Here is a 17,494-nt window from a genome sequence, read left to right as displayed (position 1 = left end):
TGTAAATTTAAGGAAAAAGAAATAATTTCTCCCTTAAAACACTATAAAACTTCCTTTGCAAAGCAAAAACTGTAACAAATAAGCCTAATACTGTGTATCTATTTGATTAATATTTTGTTTGAAATGTTCTATATTTAGCATTCAAAAACCTATTAAAAACTAAAAATTCTTAAAAAATGAAAAGATTAAAACCGATTATTTTCTTTTTCTTGTGCTGTTTTACCACAAACTCTTTTGCACAATCAGGAAAAAAAATTGACGTTATTGCTTATTATACTGGTGATGACAAACTTATTGATCAATATGATGTAAGCAAACTTACTCACATAATCTTTAGCTTCTGTCACCTAAAAGATGGAAAACTAAGCGTAGATACTCCTAAAGATTCTCTTTCAATAAAACACTTAGTTGGATTAAAAAAAACTCATCCTAAACTTAAAATCATGCTTTCATTAGGAGGTTGGGCAGGATGCGAGCCTTGTTCTGAAGTTTTCTCGACTGCACAAGGAAGAAATGTTTTTGCTAAATCGGTAAAAGAAATAAATGATTATTTTAAAACTGATGGTTTAGATTTAGATTGGGAATATCCAGCGATTGAAGGTCTTCCAGGTCATTTGTATCAAGCTGCAGACAAACCAAACTTTACTGAACTTGTAAAAGCATTACGTACAAGTTTAGGTAAAAAACATGAACTTAGTTTTGCTGCCGGAGGTTTCCAAAAATTCTTAGACGAGTCTATAGAATGGAAAATTGTTATGCCATTAGTAGATCGCGTAAACATAATGAGTTATGATTTAGTAAACGGATATGCAACTGTAACTGGTCATCATGCTCCTTTATATGGTGGAACTCCAGACGCTCAATCTACAGACAGAGCCGTGTCTTATTTATTAAAACTAGGAATTCCAGCTAATAAACTAGTAATTGGTGGTGCTTTTTATACTAGAATATGGAAAGATGTTGCTAATGTAAATAATGGTTTATACCAACCGGGAGTACATATCGAAGGCGTACCTTTTAGAAACTATGCAACTACTTTTACAGAAGCTAATGGATGGAAATATTTCTGGGACAATAAAGCAAAAGCAGGTTATTGGTATAATGAAAAAGAACAAAAATTTGCAACTGGAGATGATATTCCTTCAATAAAAGAAAAAACAGAATATGCTGTATCTAAGAAATTAGGCGGAATCATGTTTTGGGAATTACCTTTAGATACTTTTAAAGACGGAATGGTTGATGCCATTTATGAAGTAAAAACTAAAAAGTAAGAATTACAATAAAACAAAAATGCGTTAACAGTTTCTTCAATTGTTAACGCATTTTTTTTGGACTAAAATTACCCTTTTTAGTTCACTTTAGATTTTTCAATTTCTCCAATGAAAGGAATAGAATCCAAAATTTGGCTACGAATCGCAGTTTGTAAGTAAACCTCTAATTGTATAAATTTAGCTGCATTAATAGCTCCTATTGCCTTTTTGGCCTTCGTATATGTTTTATCATATAATTTTTCATACCCAAGATTACTTTTTAATGTTCCTTTTGCTAATTCATCAGCTTTTGCATCCGTAAGAGTAGCATAATTTGTAGCATAATCATCAACTACCTTAATTATATTTTGCCCCAAAACTTTACGTTCTACTTCATAATCATCATATATTTTTTGAAAAGCTGCAGTTTGTTCATCCGACAAATTCATATATTGTTTTACAAGATCTGATTTTGATTTTCCGTAAATACTCTGAATAACATCTACATCTTCTTTCGCCAAAGACTGAGCAAAAGAATTTGCTGAAACTACCAATAACAATGCGATAAGGAACTTTTTCATAATTTAAGATTTAAAATTTATAATAATTATTTGATTTATTGCGAATTAGCTTTATTACATCACAAGGTTTTAGATTCAAAAAAATATTGAATGCAAAAATAAAAGCATGATTAATTTATTTTTTCACGAAACGCATCATTGCAATATCACCTGAAATAAAATTCAACGTTTTACCATCATCGGTAACATCGTAAGAAGTTATTTTTTGCAAAGTGGTCATAAAAACCTGCTCTCCTTGATTATCCTGACACATCATTTTGGTAGTAGCTAATCCATCTCTAAAATTAATGCTATAACCATCTACATTTAATTTTCCTGTAAAAGAGTTGCAGCTATTATTTCCAGATACTCTATTTTCTTTTGTATCAAAAGTTATCGTTGGTTTTTTATTAGGATATAAACCATCAAAGGCAATTCTAGGTCCTGTTACGTAATTTAACTCCCAAGTACCATTAAGTTTTGATGTAGAATCTGTTGTTGTAGTTTTATTTTGAGCAGAATTACATGAAAATAAAACAATCCCAAATGCAGCGAACATTGCTATTTTTTTTATCATAATTTAAAGTTTTAAGTTTTATAAACAATTATCAATGAATAAGTTTAGCATTATTTACTATTAAATACACATACACGAATTTAAGCAATATTTCATCTCCTTTTGTAAATTTAAACTTATTTTTCATTTAATACAGAAACGTATTTTAACTTTCAGATCATTTTCATTCAATAATTTTAAACTAACTTTACTTTAGATTTAAACAAAAACACATAATTATGAAAAAAATAATTCTATCTCTTGTAGTAATTGCTGCAGTTATTATTGGATGTAAAACCAAAAATAATACTGATGATGCTAAGAAATTAACCATCGCACTAGAACCTAAAAGTAACAGTTCGGTATCTGGTACAGCAACTTTCGTAGAGAAAAAAGGAGAAGTAACTTTCGTAGCAAAAATCAGTGGTTTAAAACCAGGAGTTCATGCAATACACATTCATGAAAAATCAGATTGTTCGGCTGCCGATGGAACTTCTGCTGGAGGACACTGGAACCCAACATTTAAAAAACATGGAAAATGGGGTGTTGGAGAATATCATAAAGGAGATATCGGAAACTTTACTGCAGATGATAAAGGAAACGGTACAATTACACTAACAACAAACGAATGGTGTATTGGTTGTGGAGATCCAAGTAAAGATATTTTAGGAAAAGGATTAATTGTACACCAAGATCCAGACGATTTTACAACTCAACCTACAGGAAATGCAGGGGCGAGAGTAGCTTGCTCAGCAATTATAAAATAATTATATAGATTTTAAAAAACCATTTTATTCACAAAGTAAAATGGTTTTTTTATTTTAATCAATCACCAAATCATAAAAAAAAGATAGCTTTGTAGCTTCAAATTAAAGTAATGATTAACCCTTCGGCAACAGGTTGGATAGATAAATTTTTTAGTGAACAAAAGTTCCCCGAACAAGTAGTAACTGAAACTAGCAATTCCTTTTATCAAAAAGTCAGAGCGACAGGATTTATTTATGGACACATAATAACAATAGAAACTCCTGTTCCTATTAAAATAAAAGGCTGGTTTAAAACCGAAATTTCCAAAGTAGCTTTATTAAATACTTTATACGGGATTTATTCTCTTACCAAAAACGACAATAATTCGGAACGTTTTATTAAAGAAGCATTAGCTTTTTATAATCAGATGAATCCAGAAGGTTTTAACCTCTTCAAGATATTACTCCCAAAAAGTAGTGATTCTCTAACATTAGAGAATATAATCGATGAACGAGTTCAGACTAACGATAGTATTATTAGCAAAAACTTCTCTCATTTAGTTACAAATGCGCTCCTATTTATAGATGTTTTGGCATTTCGCCAATATTTAATTCATGGATCAATTCCAGAAAAATATCTCAAGAAAATAGAAGAAACTGTAATGAGTATTGTGGCATTGGCTTTAAAAACCAAAACCAATAAATCTCAATACGATGATTTATTGATTAAACTTTTTGAGGCATCAATACGCTACAGCAAATTTTCGAAGGTTACGGTTGGAACTTTAGAAACATTACAATTACATCATTTTTCCAACGAATTAGAAAGATATTATTTAATAGATATGGCCGGAATGGCTCTGTGGAGCGATGGCGTTGTAGAAAATGAAGAAGCTTATTTTTTACATACATTAGCCCATATTTTAAATGTATCTGATGATTTTGTTTCCGAAAGTATCAAAAGCACCGATGCTTTTATCAACGAACATAAAAAAGAGATTCCATATTTTAATTACTCTAATCCTGTCAAACATTTTTATGATCAAATGACTATGGGGGTTATTACACTTATAAAGCGTAATAAAAACAGATTAATTAAGGAAATTATACAAAGTAAGGAATTAATGCTTCTTCTGGCCTATTCAACCCGTAGAGATTTAGATGCTAGCGAAAAGAAGAAAGTAAAGAAACAATTATTGGATATTTGTAAAACGATTCCATCACTAACAATATTCTTACTCCCGGGCGGAAGTTTGTTATTACCAATATTAATTAAGTTCATCCCTACTCTATTGCCATCGGCATTTAATGAGAACTTAGATGAAAACGAATAAAAAAAATCGCCCTTTTGAGGCGATTTTTTTTATTTTATAGATTACTCAGTTGATAAACTTCATCAAGCTCATCATTTGAACTAATATTCACATTTAGATCTGTTACAAATCCTGAGTTTAAACCGTAAACCCAACCGTGTAACATTAAGTCTTGTCCATTTTTCCAAGCTCCTTGTACAATCGAAGTTTTTGCTAAATTATAAACTTGCTCTTTAGCATTTACCTCAACAAAAGCATTAAAACGCTCCGTTTCATTTTCAATTGAGTTTAAGTATTTGTCATGTAAACGGTACTCATCTTTAATATGACGAATCCAGTTATCAATAATCCCCACAGATTGGTTACCCATTGCAGCTTTTACACCACCACAACCATAATGTCCACAAACAATTACGTGCTTAACTTTTAAAACATTTACTGCATAATCTAAAACACTTAACATGTTCATATCTGAGTGAACAACCATGTTGGCAATGTTTCTGTGTACAAAAACTTCTCCTGGTTTTGCACCAATAATTTCGTTTGCTGGAACACGACTATCAGAACAACCTATCCACAATAATGGTGGAGTTTGCCCTTTCGCTAAATCTGCGAAAAAATTAGGATCTTTAGCTAACGAATCTTCAACCCACTTTTTATTATTATCTAATATTTGTTTATAAAACTCTTTCATTTTTTTTAATTTTTGTTGCTGAGTAATTAAGCGTTTAGAGGACTCCAAAAAGGCTCTCGTAAAGTTACTTATTTTTAATCCTCAATAAACACTTCACTACAGCTTTATTTAACCAACTTATTTAAAACTTTTCTTTTTCTGTTCTTTTAACCATAGCTCTTTTTGCAACATCATAATAATGTTCTATAGATACATGGTTCGGTAAATCTGGAGTATTTTCTAGCTCGTAAGCTTTCTTAAATCCTTTAAGTTTTACCTTAATGTTTTGATCAACTGCTCTGGTTTCTTTAAACTCTTTTATCAGATCTAGAATATCATGAGCAATATACACCGTGTCATGCGCATTGATAATTACTTTTGAATTTTCTGGAACAGAGTTTAAAGTAAGTTTGATAGCTGCTTTATTCAAGAAAGAAACTTCCTGAGCAAGATCGATATGGATTACATCTCCATCTTCATATTCTTCTTTTTTGAAACTGTAAGCTCTTTTTAAGTTTCCTCTTAAAACGAAAATTACACTAATTACAATTCCAATTGCAACACCTTTAAGTAAATCTGTCGCTACAACAAATACTAAAGTTGCAACAAATGGTACGAATTGATATTTTCCTTTTTCCCAGAAATGAATAAAAGTTGCAGGCTTAGCTAGTTTATAACCTACTAATATTAGTATCGTAGCCAAAGTAGCCAATGGAATTTTATTTAATATTACCGGAATTGCCAATACACTTATCAATAATAAAACACCATGGATAATTGCAGACATTTTTGATTTTGCTCCAGCATTATTATTTGCCGAAGATCTTACAACAACAGATGTCATTGGCAAACCTCCTAAAAGAGAACTTACAATGTTTCCAATTCCTTGTGCTTTAAGCTCAACATTCGTATTTGTATATCTTTTTTGTGCATCCATTCTGTCTGCAGCTTCGATACACAATAATGTCTCGATAGAAGCTACGATTGCAATTGTTAAACCTACAACCCAAACCTGAGGATTTGTTATTCCTGCAAAATTAGGAGTTACAATAATTGCTTTAAATTCATCAAATGAAGTTGGGATTGGCAATGACACTAAGTGTTCGCTACCAATAGCCAATGAACTTCCTGTAGAAACAAAAATTTCATTTATAATTATTCCCGAAATTACAGCTATAAGCGCACCAGGAATTAATTTAAGTTTTTTCAAGAAAGGAACTTTATCCCAAGCAATTAATATAACAAAAGAGATTAGTGTAATAATAACTGCACCCATATGAATATGGTTGAAGATTTCAAACAAAGATGAAATTGAGTTATTTCCATCACTTTGAACAAACGCCTGATCTCCTTCAAAATCAGCATCATATCCAAATGCATGCGGCAATTGTTTCAGAATAATAATAATTCCGATACCTGCTAGCATACCTTCAATAACATTGGTAGGAAAGTAATTAGATATACTTCCTGCTTTTAAGAAACCTAACCCTAACTGGATTAATCCAGCAATAAAAACGGCGGTTAAGAAGACATCAAAAGCTCCCAAATCGGTAATTGCTGTAAGGATAATTGCTGTTAAACCAGCAGCTGGTCCAGATACACTAATGTGTGACTGACTCAAATATCCTACAACTATTCCTCCAATAATTCCAGAAATAATTCCAGAAAACAATGGTGCTCCTGAAGCCATTGCAATACCTAAACACAACGGGAGAGCCACCAAAAAAACTACTAAACCTGAAGCAAAATCTGACTTAAGGTTAGCAAAAAGATTTACTTTTCTTTTCATAATACAATAGTAAAAAGTTCATAAAAGGCCTACTGCATTACTTAAAACACAGCAAACGTTTAAAAAATTAACCGGATGTACTATACGAAGTTAGGTGGAGGGGCAAAAATGCTTGCAGAAATCTTATCATGTTTAGATAATTTTTCTGACAATATAGGATTTGACTTATCAAACATTGGTAAAACAAACTCACCTTGAAATACAGGATGATATACATAAACCTTAATTTCTTTATGCGAATGCTCTTCTTCTGATAAGCTATAAAATGCAGACACATCGCTCTTTTTCTCGATCATCGTCACGATAGGTGGCGTCGATAAGAAAGCGATAAATACAATTAATAATATGTATGCAATTTTTTTCATTAGTGCAAAAATAGAGCTAAACTGATAAAATCAAAACTGTAAGTCCAAAATTTTAAACAAATTTAACATTAACCAAAAAAAAAACCAGACTAGCTATTTAATGCTACTCTGGTTTTTATAGTTATACTATTTTTCTAAATCCTCTTCTAACCACGCTTTCATCATCCAAATCGTTTTTTCTTGTTCTGAGATAAAATCACTCATCATAGAGTTTGTTCCTTCATCACTGATTTCATCCGATTGTTTTAAAATTTCTCTTTCAATCTTCAGTAAATCAGTTAATGAACTTACAATTAAATGAACCGCTTTCTCATCATTCGAGATATTTTTTCCAACTACAATTTTATTATTCTTAATATAATCTTCGAAAGTGTGTAGTGGTGTACCTCCTATTGTGAGAACTCTTTCGGCGATTAAATCTATTTTTAATTGAGCGTCTGTATATAATTCTTCAAATTTTACATGCAAATCAAAAAAACGTTTTCCACGAATGTTCCAGTGAATCCCTCGCAAGTTTTGGTAATAAACCTGAAAATTTGATAGTAAGACATTCAATTCTTTTACAATTAATTCTGACTCTTTTACTGGTAATCCTAAAATATTAGTTTTCATACTTATTAATTTTTAATTCTATTAATTGTAAATTTAAAATAAGTTTTTCGAAAAAGCCATAAAAAAAAATTATATTTTATTATTTTTGTATCAGAAAATACTATTAAAAAAATGACGATAACTCAACTCCAATATGTTCTTGCTGTAGCTGAACACAAAAACTTTACCCTTGCTGCCGAAAAATGTTTTGTAACGCAGCCTACTCTTAGTATGCAAATACAAAAGATAGAAGAAGAACTTAGCATCTTGATATTCGACAGAAGCAAGAAACCAATACAACTAACAGAAATTGGTCAGAAAATTGTAAATCAGGCAAAGAATATTGTAAACGAAGCCGATAGAATAAAAGACATTGTAGAACAACAAAAAGGTTTTATTGGTGGCGAATTCAAACTTGGAATCATCCCAACGGTTATGCCTACTCTTTTGCCTATGTTCTTAAATAACTTCATCAAAAAATACCCAAAGGTTAAACTATTAATCGAGGAGCTTAATACAGATGAAATTATTACCAAATTAAAAAACGGACATCTTGATGCTGCAATTGCCGTGACACCATTAGAAGACGAAAAAATAAAAGAAATCGTTTTATACTTTGAGCCTTTTGTAGCTTATATACCAGAACAACATTCTATTTTCCAGAAAGAAGAAATCGAAGTATCAGATTTAAACATTAATGAAATTTTGCTTTTGCAAGATGGGCATTGTTTTAGAGATGGTATTTTAAATCTTTGCAAAAATGGTAGTGATATAGAAAATAATGCTTTCCAGATACAAAGCGGAAGTTTTGAAACACTTATAAAATTAGCCGACGAAGGCTTGGGCACAACTTTGTTGCCTTATTTACATACATTAGATTTAAAAGAAACAGACAAATTAAAGCTTCGTCACTTTAAGGAACCTAAACCTGCCAGAGAGGTAAGTTTAATTTACCCAAAAAGCGAATTAAAAATTCAAATCATCGATGCCTTACGAAACACAATTGCTGGTGTTGTAAAAGGAGCTATTGTTTTTCAAAACGTTCAGATAATAAGTCCAATTCAAAAGAAATAAAAAAAGGAACCAATTGGTTCCTTTTTTGTTTATCTATACTTTAGCTATTAGTAGACATTCTTTTAATTCGGGTTTTCCGATTGTAAAATTCAATAACCACTCTTGCAATTGTTCCATTTCGTATGGTAATAGTGTTTTGATAGCTTTCTCTAATTCTTTTAAGAAAAGTACCGGGTCGAAACTTACTCTTTCAAGTATTGATTTCGTGTAATCAAACATCATTTTTGACATAATAAATTAAGATTATGGGGTTATCTCATTATTTTTTAACTCGATGTAAAAATAGGTATTTTACATACAACTACTCAGCTTTTAACTTATTTTTTTGTTTTATTTAGCACGAAAACGTTTTTTTAAATACAGATATAGCAATTTAAAATTAATCTAAATAGCGTGATTTACATCACTTTACGCGCTCTAAACATCTCTCTTTTTCCTGGAGGTCCAGCAAGTTTTTCAACAGTAAATCCTACCTCAATCATACTCCTTTTAACGACTCCTCTAGCGGCATAAGTTACAAGAACTCCATTAGGTTTTAAAGAATCATACATTCTTTTGAATATTTCGGTACTCCAAAGCTCTGGTTGCACCCGATATCCAAAAGCATCAAAATAAATCAAATCAAAAGTTTCGACATCATCAATTTCCTGAAAGAACTGTTTTCTCTTAGTTAATGTAAACGCATCACTAAGTTCGATTATTTCATCCCAATTGCTTTCATGCATTTTTTTGAACACCTCTTTATAATTATCCGCTCCCAATTCGGCAACATAATTCATCATAAGCACTTCATTTGCAGCAACAGGATAAGCTTCTACTCCAACATAATTTATACTTTGCTTTTTTTCATTGGATTCTAAAAAAGTAATAAAAGCATTCAACCCTGTTCCAAAACCAATTTCTAATATCGAAATAGGTTTATCTTCAAATAAAGAAAACCCATTTTGTATAAATACATGTTTAGCTTCCTGGATTGCTCCATGTTTAGAATGATAACACTCGTCCCATTCTTCCAAATGAATTGTAGTTGAGCCATCTAGGGTTTGAATTATTTCTCTTTTCACAATTTATAAATCAGATTAATGCTGTTTTTGTCTTATTTAGAAGTCAAATTTAATCAAAACAAATGCGTAAAGCCTTAAAAAACCATAGTTTTTTCATAAATTCTATATAAAAAGAAGCTCTTTATTTAACTTTTTTATAAAATAAATAAATCACAGCAAAACCCTATAATTAATATCTTTTTAGCATCCAAATTATATATTTTTACTTAATTTTGCAATTGTTAAAATTTATTTCACATCTATTCAGGGTTTTAGATTACAGTCTTAAAACAATGAATTTTAGTTCATAAAAACCATACTTTATCATGAGTACAACTCAAACAAACAAAATTGAAATCATCAAAGCAACTTCGTCAAAAATAAACGATGTAGACTTTGATAACTTAAGCTTTGGTGCTGTATTTACAGACCATTTATTCGAATGTGATTTTAAAAATGGAGAATGGCAAACACCGGTCATTAAGCCTTACGCTCCAATTTTAATGGATCCATCTTCAAAAGTCTTCCATTACGGACAAGCTATTTTTGAAGGAATGAAAGCTTACAAAGATGATAAAGACGCTATTTGGCTTTTTAGACCTGAAGAAAACCACAAACGTTTTAATGCTTCTGCAGTAAGAATGGCAATGCCAGAAATACCTGAAGCTATTTTTCTAGATGGATTAAATGAATTATTAAAATTAGACGCAGAATGGGTTAAAAGAGGAAACGGAAGCAGTATGTATATCCGTCCTTTTATGATTGCAACTGGCGCTGGAGTTGTTGCAAATCCTTCTGATGAATATAAATTCATGATTTTACTTTCACCTGCAAAATCATACTATGCTGGAGAAGTAAAAGTTATTATTGCTGAGCACTATAGTAGAGCTGCAAATGGTGGTATCGGAGCTGCAAAAGCTGCTGGTAACTACGGAGCACAGTTTTACCCAACAAATTTGGCAAATAAAGACGGATTCCAACAAGTAATCTGGACTGATGATGCAACACATACCAAACTTGAAGAAGCAGGTACAATGAATGTATTTTTCAGAATAAACGATACTTTACTAACTGCACCAACAAGTGAAAGAATCCTAGACGGAATTACTCGTAAAAGTTTATTAGCAATTGCAGAAAAAGAAGGCTTAAAAATTGAAGTTCGTTCTGTATTAGCTTCTGAATTAGTTGAAGCTGCTAAAGACGGATCATTAAAAGAAATTTTTGGTGCTGGTACTGCTGCAGTAATAAGCGTTATTAAAGGATTCTCATACAAAGATGAATATTTCGAATTACCTAAAGCAGATGATTCTTATGCTTCTCTTTTAAAAGAAAAATTAACTGGTATACAAAACAAACTAGCTGAAGATACTTTTGGCTGGACTGTTCAAGTAAAATAATTCCTTACATTATATAATTAAAGGCGATTTTCTTAACGAAAATCGCCTTTTTTATTAAACCAAACTAACCCAAACCAATGATAACCTATACGTTTAAAAAGAAAACAATACTTCTTTTAACTACAATTCTTGCCTGTATCAATCTGTATTCTCAAGATAATTATGCCTTCTTTGGATCGTATAATTGGGATAAAACCACCAATGGAATTTATGTATACCAACTAGACACCATAACTGGAAGATTAAAAAAAATTACTACTGTAAAAAATATTGCAAATCCTTCTTTTCTCACTGTATCTCCAAACGGGAAGTATGTATATGCTTGCACCGAAAGTAAAACGCCAAATGCCGGAAGCGTAAGTAGTTTTGAATTTAATCCTGAAAAGAAAACGCTGTCTTTTATGAATAGTCAAAAAAGCGGAGGCGAAAACCCAGTTTATGTAACCGTGCATAAAAACGGGAAATGGCTTATTAATGGTAATTATACTGAAGGAAGTGTTTCAGTTTACCCAATTGCCCAAGATGGAAAAATAGAACCATTTGTACAGAACTTTCAATATACAGAAGGAAGCGTAGATCCCAAAAGACAAGATCGCTCGCACATTCATTCTACAGTATTCTCTCCTAATTATGATTATATCTTTTTACCAGATTTAGGCGCTGATAAAATACGCTGTTATCAATTTGACTCTAGTCAAAGTCAACCTTTACAAACTGCCGAAAACCCTTTTGCGAAAGCACCTCTAGAAAGTGGCCCAAGACATTTTACTTTTCATCCCAACGGAAAATTTGGATATTGTATCGAAGAACTTTCAGGAACTATTAGCGTGTATAAATACGAAAACGGAAAATTAGATTCTATCCAAAGAATAAACACACATCCTGAAACATTAAAAACTGGATTCGAAAGTTCAGACATTCATATTTCGCCTGACGGAAAATTTCTGTATGCTTCAAACAGAGGACAAGAAAACAATATTGCCATTTTCTCTATTGCCGAAGATGGAACATTAAAAACTATTGGTTATCAATCGACTCTTGGAGAACATCCCAGGATATTTGCATTGAATCCATCAGGAAATTTTTTAATCGCAACAAATACTGGCAACGGAAATGTTATTGTATTTAAAAGAGATAAAGAAACTGGATTATTAAAAGAAACTGGCAAAAAGATTAAAATCAAAAATGTTTCCTGCGTACAAATAAAACAATACTAAAAAGCAGAATGTATTTAATATAAAACACGAATTTTACTAATTTACACCAATTAAAAGAGGTTTATTTAAACAGCTCAAGTTAGTGCTAATTCGTAAAATTCGTGTTAACCTTATTCACCACAAAGTGGTAGTTATTATTTTAAAATCTTAGAGAAATCTGGTTTAAAATAATTTGGACCTTTCATTACTTTTCCATCTTCACGATAAATCGGTTGTCCATCTTCCCCAAGTTTACTCATATTACTTTGCTGGATTTCATCAAAAACTGCTTCAATTTTATCCTGCAAACCGTGCTCGATAATTGTCCCGCATAAAATATACATCATATCTCCCAGCGCATCAGCAATCTCTACTAAATCATTATTTTTTACTGCTTCAAGATATTCTTCATTTTCTTCTTTCATCAAGTTGTAACGAAGTACATTTTTTATTTCTCCCAAATCGGCAATTGGCGATTCGCTATGTCCAATTTTAAAAGCAGTATGAAATTCTTTCACTGCATCAATTTGTTTTTGCATAATTATATTTGATTAAATGATATACCAAATTAACAACTATTCTTAAACTATTGCCTAAATTTGCCACAAAAAATTTAAACATATGTTTAGTCAGGGACAATTAATATTTGCATTGTGTTTTTTTATCGCTTTTGTTATCGCAATGATATTTGCCTACAGAAAAGATGTAGGACTTCACAAAATATTCTACAAAGGAAATTATAAGGTTTTGCTAGTTTTTATAGCTTTTATAATCATTTTATTTCTGATAAAAATATTCTTCAAACGATAATTTATTTCATAAAAAATGCCCGCTAAACTAGCGGGCATTTTCATTATTAGTATCTATTACTTATTAGTTTTCTAAAGGTAAAAAACCAAAGTTTTTAGAATAATCCAGCATTTGTTCTGCAAATGTTTTAGGTTGTTTTACTTCTATCGAAATAATTTTTCCTTTAGCATCTACTTTTGGCTCAAGAATAGGATTTACAAATCCGCTGTAAGGCGCAGATGGAAATTGCTTGTTACGCTCTAAAACCTCAGCATGTAATTTCTGATCAACTTTTACACCGTAATTTTCTACCAAAGCTTTTCCTGCGTTGTAATCTCCTTCAGATTTTATACGTTGTACTTCACGTAATAACTGTCCGAATAAATCATGTAATTTATCATAATCAGTAATATTAAAATACGTTTTACCGTTACGAGTAATTTTCTCGATTACATTATCTTTCTTTCCTTTTTCAAAAACCCAAGCACTCACCCACTGACGGTTTCTCATGTGCGCTTCTTCGATATTAGCCCCTAAGTCTAAACGAACCAATTGCGTCATTAATCCGTTACGGATATAACTATCGTATGATTCCATTCCCACTTTTTTCCAATCATCAACCAATCCAAGTTCTTGTAATTTAGGATTGTATAAATAGTATAAACCAACTAAATCAGCTCTACCTTCTTCCAGAGTCGAAGCATAACTTTTTAAAGTTTCTTTTGGAGTACCAACACCTTCATTTATTTGTCCAGAAGCATGACCTACAACTTCGTGTAAAGCAGTGTGTAATTTATCTCCTATTTCACCATATTGTTTTGCCAAAGCAATTTCTTCTTCGTCATTAGCAAATTCTTTTAATTTACCACTTCCAGACGATTTAGAATAAGCATCGATAATATTACCTAATGAAACCGATTTAGAACCGTGTTCTGCACGAATCCAGTCAGCATTAGGAAGATTCACTCCAATTGGTGTACTTGGTGAAGCATCTCCAGACTCTCCTGCTACGATAACAGTTTTGTATGAAACCCCAACAACATTTTTCTTTTTGTGTTCTGGCATTAACGGAGAATTATCTTCAAACCATTGTGCACTTTTTGATACTACTTCCATTTTGGCCGACATATCAAAATCTTTAATTTGCACAACACCTTCATAAGACCCTCTGTATCCTAATGGATCATTATATACTTCGATAAAACCACTTATGTAGTCAATATTTCCTTCGGTAGCATGCAACCAGGCAATATTATAATCATCCCAGGTTTTTAAACTTCCTGTTCTATAATACTCAATCAATAATCCTATTGCATCACCTTGTTTTTTATTTTCGGCAACTGTTTTAGCTTTTTCTAACCAAAAGATAATTTTGTCAATCGCAGCTCCATACATTCCACCGCTTTTCCAAACTTTTTCTTCTAATTGTCCTTTGGCATTTTTAACCAACTTAGAATTTAAGCCATAAGAAACAGGTTTCTTAGGATCTGGGCTTGTTTGTTTTTTATAAAAATCTTCTGCTTCTTGTAATGTAATCCCCTTGTCATAAAAATTGATTGCAGAACCTGCTAACAATCCTTTAGACTCATCAAGATTTACTTTTTTACTATCTTCATTATTAAATAAAATAGCTGTAACCTCTGGAGATAATTTAGCTTTTGTAGCTTTTAGCAAACCTGCAAAATATTCTTTTGAGAAATCAGGTTTAATTTTTTCGTTAGAATAATGATGATGAATACCATTAGAGAACCAAACACGTTTAAGGTAAATTTCGAAATTTTTCCAATCTGTACTTTTTTTATCTCCTTTATAACTTACATAAATCTGCTCAAGAGCTTTTCTGATTTTTAAATTATTCTTGTAGTTCTGGTCCCACATTATATCACGTCCAGCAGTTCCTGCCTGTGTAAGATAATATACTAATTCTTGTTCTTTGAGCGTTAAATTCTCCCAACCAGGTATTTGATAGCGCAATACTTTAATGTCGGCAAATTGCTCTACTGTAAAATCAAAAGTTTTCTCATTATTTGTTTTCGATACAGTTGTGTTAGCAACCTGAGCGTTGCAAAGAACTGAAACTCCAACAGTCATAAAAAATCCTGCAGCTTTGAGTAATTTCATTATTAATGATATTTAGTTTATAAAAAAATTATTATCTACCAAAGATACGTTTTCTTTAAAAAAAACATAAAAAACAACGTTAATATTACCTCAGGGCTATTTTTAAAAGCCAAATTTCTTTATCTTGCTCTTACCATTTTTCTTGCAAAACTTTTTTTATAAAACTACACGAAAAGTGGAAAAATTAACAAAAAAGGCCTAGTTTTGACTTTTTATTATCTCCTGTCGGATATTAATAAAATTTATAACTTTACATCAGAAAACAACCGAGATACTATGAGAATTTTAAAATATATATTCCTTTTATTACTATTAAGTTTTGTCTCATTAACTGTATTTGTTGCCACTCAAAAAGGTGATTTTACGGTAGAGAGAAGCAAGGTTATAAAGACACAACGTGTTTCTTTGTTCAACTTTGTAAACGATTATAGAAACTGGGAAGATTTTAGTTCTTGGGTTACTGAAGATCCTAGTATTCATGTTGTTTTCCCTGCAAAAACCTCTGGTGTAAACGCTTCTTTTTCCTGGACAGGAAATGATGGCAATGGAGATGTGAGAACTACTGCTGTAACTGATGCACAAAATATTACTCAGAAAATGAATTTTGACGGAACCCTGACTGATGTTTCATGGGTTTTTAAAGATACTCTTGGAGGAACAAAAGTTACCTGGAAATCTAAAGGAACAATGAGTTTTCTTTTCAAAATATATTCGGCGCTTAATGGCGGAGCCGACAAAGTTATCGGTACTATCTACGAGAAAAGTTTGGCTAACTTAGATAAGATATTAGTTTATGAAACTAACACATTTGACGTAAAAGTAGATGGTGTTGTAAAAAAATTAGAGACATTTTATATCAACCAATCGTTTACTAGCGAAATAGGGAAAATCGCCAAAAATGTTCGAGTTGTTGTCCCTCAGTTAACTTCTTTTTGTGAAGCCAACGGCATAGAGACCAACGGAAAACCTTTTGTTATATACCATACTTATGACACCACAAGCGGATTAGCAAAAATATCTATTTGTGTACCTATCAAAAAAGAAATCTTTACAAGCTCAGGAAGTGACATCTTAACTGGTAAACTAGAACCATTTGAAGCTGTAAAAACAACTTTAAAAGGGGACTACTCACATACTAAACAAGCGATAGAAAAATCGACAGCTTATATTAATAGCCAAAAAATATTCCCTGATCTTACTTGGTCACATCTTGAAATTTATACGATAAGTAAAGCTGAAATTGCAAATCCATCTAAGTGGGTAACAGAGCTTTATTATCCTATAAAACCAAAGGTAGTTCCTGTAGAGAGAACTGTCATTCGTACTCCGAAAGCAGAAGTAACTCCAACACATACTCCTGTACATACCCCTCCTCCTGCAAAAGAAGAGGAGTCAGAATTTTAAAAAATCTGAAATGCAGATTAAACCTTTTCGGATAATGCTATTCTAACTTATATAAAAAGTAAAGTTGACAGACGAAAAGGTATTTATACAAGAGTTATTAAACCCGAAGATGCAAAATATTGCGTTTCAAAAACTTGTATCTACTTACCAAAAACCGTTGTACAATCATATTCGGAACATTGTTTTGAATCATGATGATGCACACGATGTTTTGCAAAATACATTTGTGAAAGTATTTCGATATCTCAATAAATTTAAAGGAGATAGCAAACTATTTTCATGGATATATCGCATTGCAACCAATGAAGCTTTGACTTTTTTAAGTCAGAAAGCAAAACTAAGCGGAATAACCTCTGAAGCTTTACAAAATAAAACCATTGAGAATCTTGAAGCCGATGCTTTTTTTGACGGAAACGAAATTCAGTTGAAACTACAAAAAGCTATTGTTACGCTCCCAGAGAAACAACAACTGGTTTTTAAAATGAAATATTTTGAAGAATTAAAATATGAAGAAATAGCCGAGATATTAGGCACTTCTGTTGGTGCATTAAAAGCATCATATCATCATGCCGTAAAAAAAATCGAAGCTCATGTTACATCCAATTAAACCTTTTACAACTAATAAAG

19 protein-coding genes are annotated in these 17,494 nt (G+C 31.5%); 9 read left to right on the top strand and 10 right to left on the bottom strand.

The window, feature by feature from the left end:
* Positions 1-176 precede the first annotated feature (176 nt).
* A complete protein-coding gene (locus OA93_RS13785) occupies positions 177-1,271 on the top strand; it encodes a glycoside hydrolase family 18 protein (protein WP_039113938.1) in 1,095 nt (364 codons plus the stop codon).
* Between the two features lie 77 nt (positions 1,272-1,348).
* Here OA93_RS13785 and OA93_RS13780 read toward each other — a convergent pair whose 3' ends face one another.
* Both OA93_RS13780 and OA93_RS13775 read right to left on the bottom strand, forming a co-directional pair.
* Positions 1,349-1,831 carry a hypothetical protein gene (locus OA93_RS13780; RefSeq protein ID WP_039113937.1) on the bottom strand — a complete coding sequence of 161 codons (483 nt, stop codon included), beginning with the start codon at positions 1,829-1,831 and terminating at the stop codon, positions 1,349-1,351.
* Positions 1,832-1,946: 115 nt separating this feature from the next.
* Entirely contained in the window at positions 1,947-2,387 is a 441-nt protein-coding gene (locus OA93_RS13775) for an META domain-containing protein (protein ID WP_039113936.1), read from the bottom strand.
* Between the two features lie 218 nt (positions 2,388-2,605).
* Here OA93_RS13775 and OA93_RS13770 point away from each other — a divergent pair, with 218 nt between their 5' ends.
* Together OA93_RS13770 and OA93_RS13765 are read left to right on the top strand one after the other, a co-directional pair.
* Positions 2,606-3,133 carry a superoxide dismutase family protein gene (locus OA93_RS13770; RefSeq protein WP_039113935.1) on the top strand — a complete coding sequence of 176 codons (528 nt, stop codon included), beginning with the start codon at positions 2,606-2,608 and terminating at the stop codon, positions 3,131-3,133.
* Between the two features lie 110 nt (positions 3,134-3,243).
* On the top strand, positions 3,244-4,446 hold the full coding sequence (locus tag OA93_RS13765) for an LETM1-related biofilm-associated protein (RefSeq protein WP_039113934.1): 1,203 nt from the start codon (positions 3,244-3,246) through the stop codon (positions 4,444-4,446).
* A 34-nt stretch (positions 4,447-4,480) separates the two neighbouring features.
* Here the strand turns inward: OA93_RS13765 and can are convergent, their stop codons facing one another.
* From can to OA93_RS13745, 4 genes are all read right to left on the bottom strand, one after another.
* Entirely contained in the window at positions 4,481-5,119 is a 639-nt protein-coding gene (can, locus tag OA93_RS13760) for a carbonate dehydratase (protein ID WP_039113994.1), read from the bottom strand.
* Positions 5,120-5,240: 121 nt separating this feature from the next.
* A complete protein-coding gene (locus OA93_RS13755) occupies positions 5,241-6,887 on the bottom strand; it encodes a SulP family inorganic anion transporter (RefSeq protein ID WP_039113932.1) in 1,647 nt (548 codons plus the stop codon).
* 80 nt (positions 6,888-6,967) lie between these two features.
* Entirely contained in the window at positions 6,968-7,252 is a 285-nt protein-coding gene (locus tag OA93_RS13750) for a hypothetical protein (protein WP_039113931.1), read from the bottom strand.
* Between the two features lie 126 nt (positions 7,253-7,378).
* The gene (locus tag OA93_RS13745) at positions 7,379-7,864 is read right to left on the bottom strand and encodes a Dps family protein (protein ID WP_039113930.1); all 486 of its coding nucleotides are present in this window, start codon (positions 7,862-7,864) and stop codon (positions 7,379-7,381) included.
* Positions 7,865-7,975: 111 nt separating this feature from the next.
* On the opposite strand from OA93_RS13745, the gene OA93_RS13740 reads away from it, so the two are divergent.
* The gene (locus OA93_RS13740; RefSeq protein WP_039113929.1) at positions 7,976-8,917 is read left to right on the top strand and encodes a LysR substrate-binding domain-containing protein; all 942 of its coding nucleotides are present in this window, start codon (positions 7,976-7,978) and stop codon (positions 8,915-8,917) included.
* 33 nt (positions 8,918-8,950) lie between these two features.
* On the opposite strand, the gene OA93_RS13735 is transcribed toward OA93_RS13740, so the two are convergent.
* Both OA93_RS13735 and mnmD read right to left on the bottom strand, forming a co-directional pair.
* Positions 8,951-9,148 (bottom strand): hypothetical protein, encoded by a 198-nt coding sequence (locus tag OA93_RS13735; RefSeq protein WP_039113928.1) that lies wholly within the window; start codon positions 9,146-9,148, stop codon positions 8,951-8,953.
* 167 nt (positions 9,149-9,315) lie between these two features.
* The gene (mnmD, locus tag OA93_RS13730; RefSeq protein WP_039113927.1) at positions 9,316-9,981 is read right to left on the bottom strand and encodes a tRNA (5-methylaminomethyl-2-thiouridine)(34)-methyltransferase MnmD; all 666 of its coding nucleotides are present in this window, start codon (positions 9,979-9,981) and stop codon (positions 9,316-9,318) included.
* A gap of 305 nt (positions 9,982-10,286) precedes the next feature.
* Between mnmD and OA93_RS13725 the strand changes: the two genes are divergently transcribed.
* Both OA93_RS13725 and OA93_RS13720 read left to right on the top strand, forming a co-directional pair.
* Entirely contained in the window at positions 10,287-11,357 is a 1,071-nt protein-coding gene (locus OA93_RS13725) for a branched-chain amino acid aminotransferase (RefSeq protein ID WP_039113926.1), read from the top strand.
* A 77-nt stretch (positions 11,358-11,434) separates the two neighbouring features.
* Entirely contained in the window at positions 11,435-12,574 is a 1,140-nt protein-coding gene (locus tag OA93_RS13720; protein ID WP_039113925.1) for a lactonase family protein, read from the top strand.
* A 134-nt stretch (positions 12,575-12,708) separates the two neighbouring features.
* On the opposite strand, the gene OA93_RS13715 is transcribed toward OA93_RS13720, so the two are convergent.
* A complete protein-coding gene (locus OA93_RS13715; protein WP_039113924.1) occupies positions 12,709-13,092 on the bottom strand; it encodes a nucleoside triphosphate pyrophosphohydrolase family protein in 384 nt (127 codons plus the stop codon).
* An 82-nt stretch (positions 13,093-13,174) separates the two neighbouring features.
* Here OA93_RS13715 and OA93_RS25375 point away from each other — a divergent pair, with 82 nt between their 5' ends.
* Positions 13,175-13,363, top strand: a complete 189-nt coding sequence (locus tag OA93_RS25375; protein WP_035624553.1) for a hypothetical protein — start codon at positions 13,175-13,177, stop codon at positions 13,361-13,363.
* Positions 13,364-13,426: 63 nt separating this feature from the next.
* Here OA93_RS25375 and OA93_RS13705 read toward each other — a convergent pair whose 3' ends face one another.
* Positions 13,427-15,463 carry a dihydrofolate reductase gene (locus OA93_RS13705; protein WP_039113923.1) on the bottom strand — a complete coding sequence of 679 codons (2,037 nt, stop codon included), beginning with the start codon at positions 15,461-15,463 and terminating at the stop codon, positions 13,427-13,429.
* Positions 15,464-15,739: 276 nt separating this feature from the next.
* Here OA93_RS13705 and OA93_RS13700 point away from each other — a divergent pair, with 276 nt between their 5' ends.
* Both OA93_RS13700 and OA93_RS13695 read left to right on the top strand, forming a co-directional pair.
* Positions 15,740-16,867 carry a transcriptional regulator gene (locus tag OA93_RS13700; protein WP_039113922.1) on the top strand — a complete coding sequence of 376 codons (1,128 nt, stop codon included), beginning with the start codon at positions 15,740-15,742 and terminating at the stop codon, positions 16,865-16,867.
* A gap of 64 nt (positions 16,868-16,931) precedes the next feature.
* Positions 16,932-17,474 carry a sigma-70 family RNA polymerase sigma factor gene (locus OA93_RS13695; protein ID WP_039113921.1) on the top strand — a complete coding sequence of 181 codons (543 nt, stop codon included), beginning with the start codon at positions 16,932-16,934 and terminating at the stop codon, positions 17,472-17,474.
* Positions 17,475-17,494: the final 20 nt, after the last annotated feature.

It is taken from the genome of Flavobacterium sp. KMS (genome assembly GCF_000813005.1).
GTDB lineage: Bacteria > Bacteroidota > Bacteroidia > Flavobacteriales > Flavobacteriaceae > Flavobacterium.
This window is presented reverse-complemented; position numbering and strand designations above follow the sequence as displayed.

What these genes read in the sequence shown, in the direction of transcription:
- OA93_RS25375 (WP_035624553.1), top strand. Translation starts at nt 13,175, where the DNA reads ATGTTTAGTCAGGGACAATTAATATTTGCATTGTGTTTTTTTATCGCT.
- OA93_RS13765 (WP_039113934.1), top strand. Translation starts at nt 3,244, where the DNA reads ATGATTAACCCTTCGGCAACAGGTTGGATAGATAAATTTTTTAGTGAA.
- OA93_RS13740 (WP_039113929.1), top strand. Translation starts at nt 7,976, where the DNA reads ATGACGATAACTCAACTCCAATATGTTCTTGCTGTAGCTGAACACAAA.
- OA93_RS13770 (WP_039113935.1), top strand. Translation starts at nt 2,606, where the DNA reads ATGAAAAAAATAATTCTATCTCTTGTAGTAATTGCTGCAGTTATTATT.
- OA93_RS13735 (WP_039113928.1), bottom strand. Translation starts at nt 9,148, where the DNA reads ATGTCAAAAATGATGTTTGATTACACGAAATCAATACTTGAAAGAGTA.
- OA93_RS13775 (WP_039113936.1), bottom strand. Translation starts at nt 2,387, where the DNA reads ATGATAAAAAAAATAGCAATGTTCGCTGCATTTGGGATTGTTTTATTT.
- OA93_RS13745 (WP_039113930.1), bottom strand. Translation starts at nt 7,864, where the DNA reads ATGAAAACTAATATTTTAGGATTACCAGTAAAAGAGTCAGAATTAATT.
- OA93_RS13715 (WP_039113924.1), bottom strand. Translation starts at nt 13,092, where the DNA reads ATGCAAAAACAAATTGATGCAGTGAAAGAATTTCATACTGCTTTTAAA.
- OA93_RS13720 (WP_039113925.1), top strand. Translation starts at nt 11,435, where the DNA reads ATGATAACCTATACGTTTAAAAAGAAAACAATACTTCTTTTAACTACA.
- OA93_RS13785 (WP_039113938.1), top strand. Translation starts at nt 177, where the DNA reads ATGAAAAGATTAAAACCGATTATTTTCTTTTTCTTGTGCTGTTTTACC.
- can (WP_039113994.1), bottom strand. Translation starts at nt 5,119, where the DNA reads ATGAAAGAGTTTTATAAACAAATATTAGATAATAATAAAAAGTGGGTT.
- OA93_RS13725 (WP_039113926.1), top strand. Translation starts at nt 10,287, where the DNA reads ATGAGTACAACTCAAACAAACAAAATTGAAATCATCAAAGCAACTTCG.
- OA93_RS13705 (WP_039113923.1), bottom strand. Translation starts at nt 15,463, where the DNA reads ATGAAATTACTCAAAGCTGCAGGATTTTTTATGACTGTTGGAGTTTCA.
- OA93_RS13780 (WP_039113937.1), bottom strand. Translation starts at nt 1,831, where the DNA reads ATGAAAAAGTTCCTTATCGCATTGTTATTGGTAGTTTCAGCAAATTCT.
- OA93_RS13750 (WP_039113931.1), bottom strand. Translation starts at nt 7,252, where the DNA reads ATGAAAAAAATTGCATACATATTATTAATTGTATTTATCGCTTTCTTA.
- OA93_RS13755 (WP_039113932.1), bottom strand. Translation starts at nt 6,887, where the DNA reads ATGAAAAGAAAAGTAAATCTTTTTGCTAACCTTAAGTCAGATTTTGCT.
- OA93_RS13700 (WP_039113922.1), top strand. Translation starts at nt 15,740, where the DNA reads ATGAGAATTTTAAAATATATATTCCTTTTATTACTATTAAGTTTTGTC.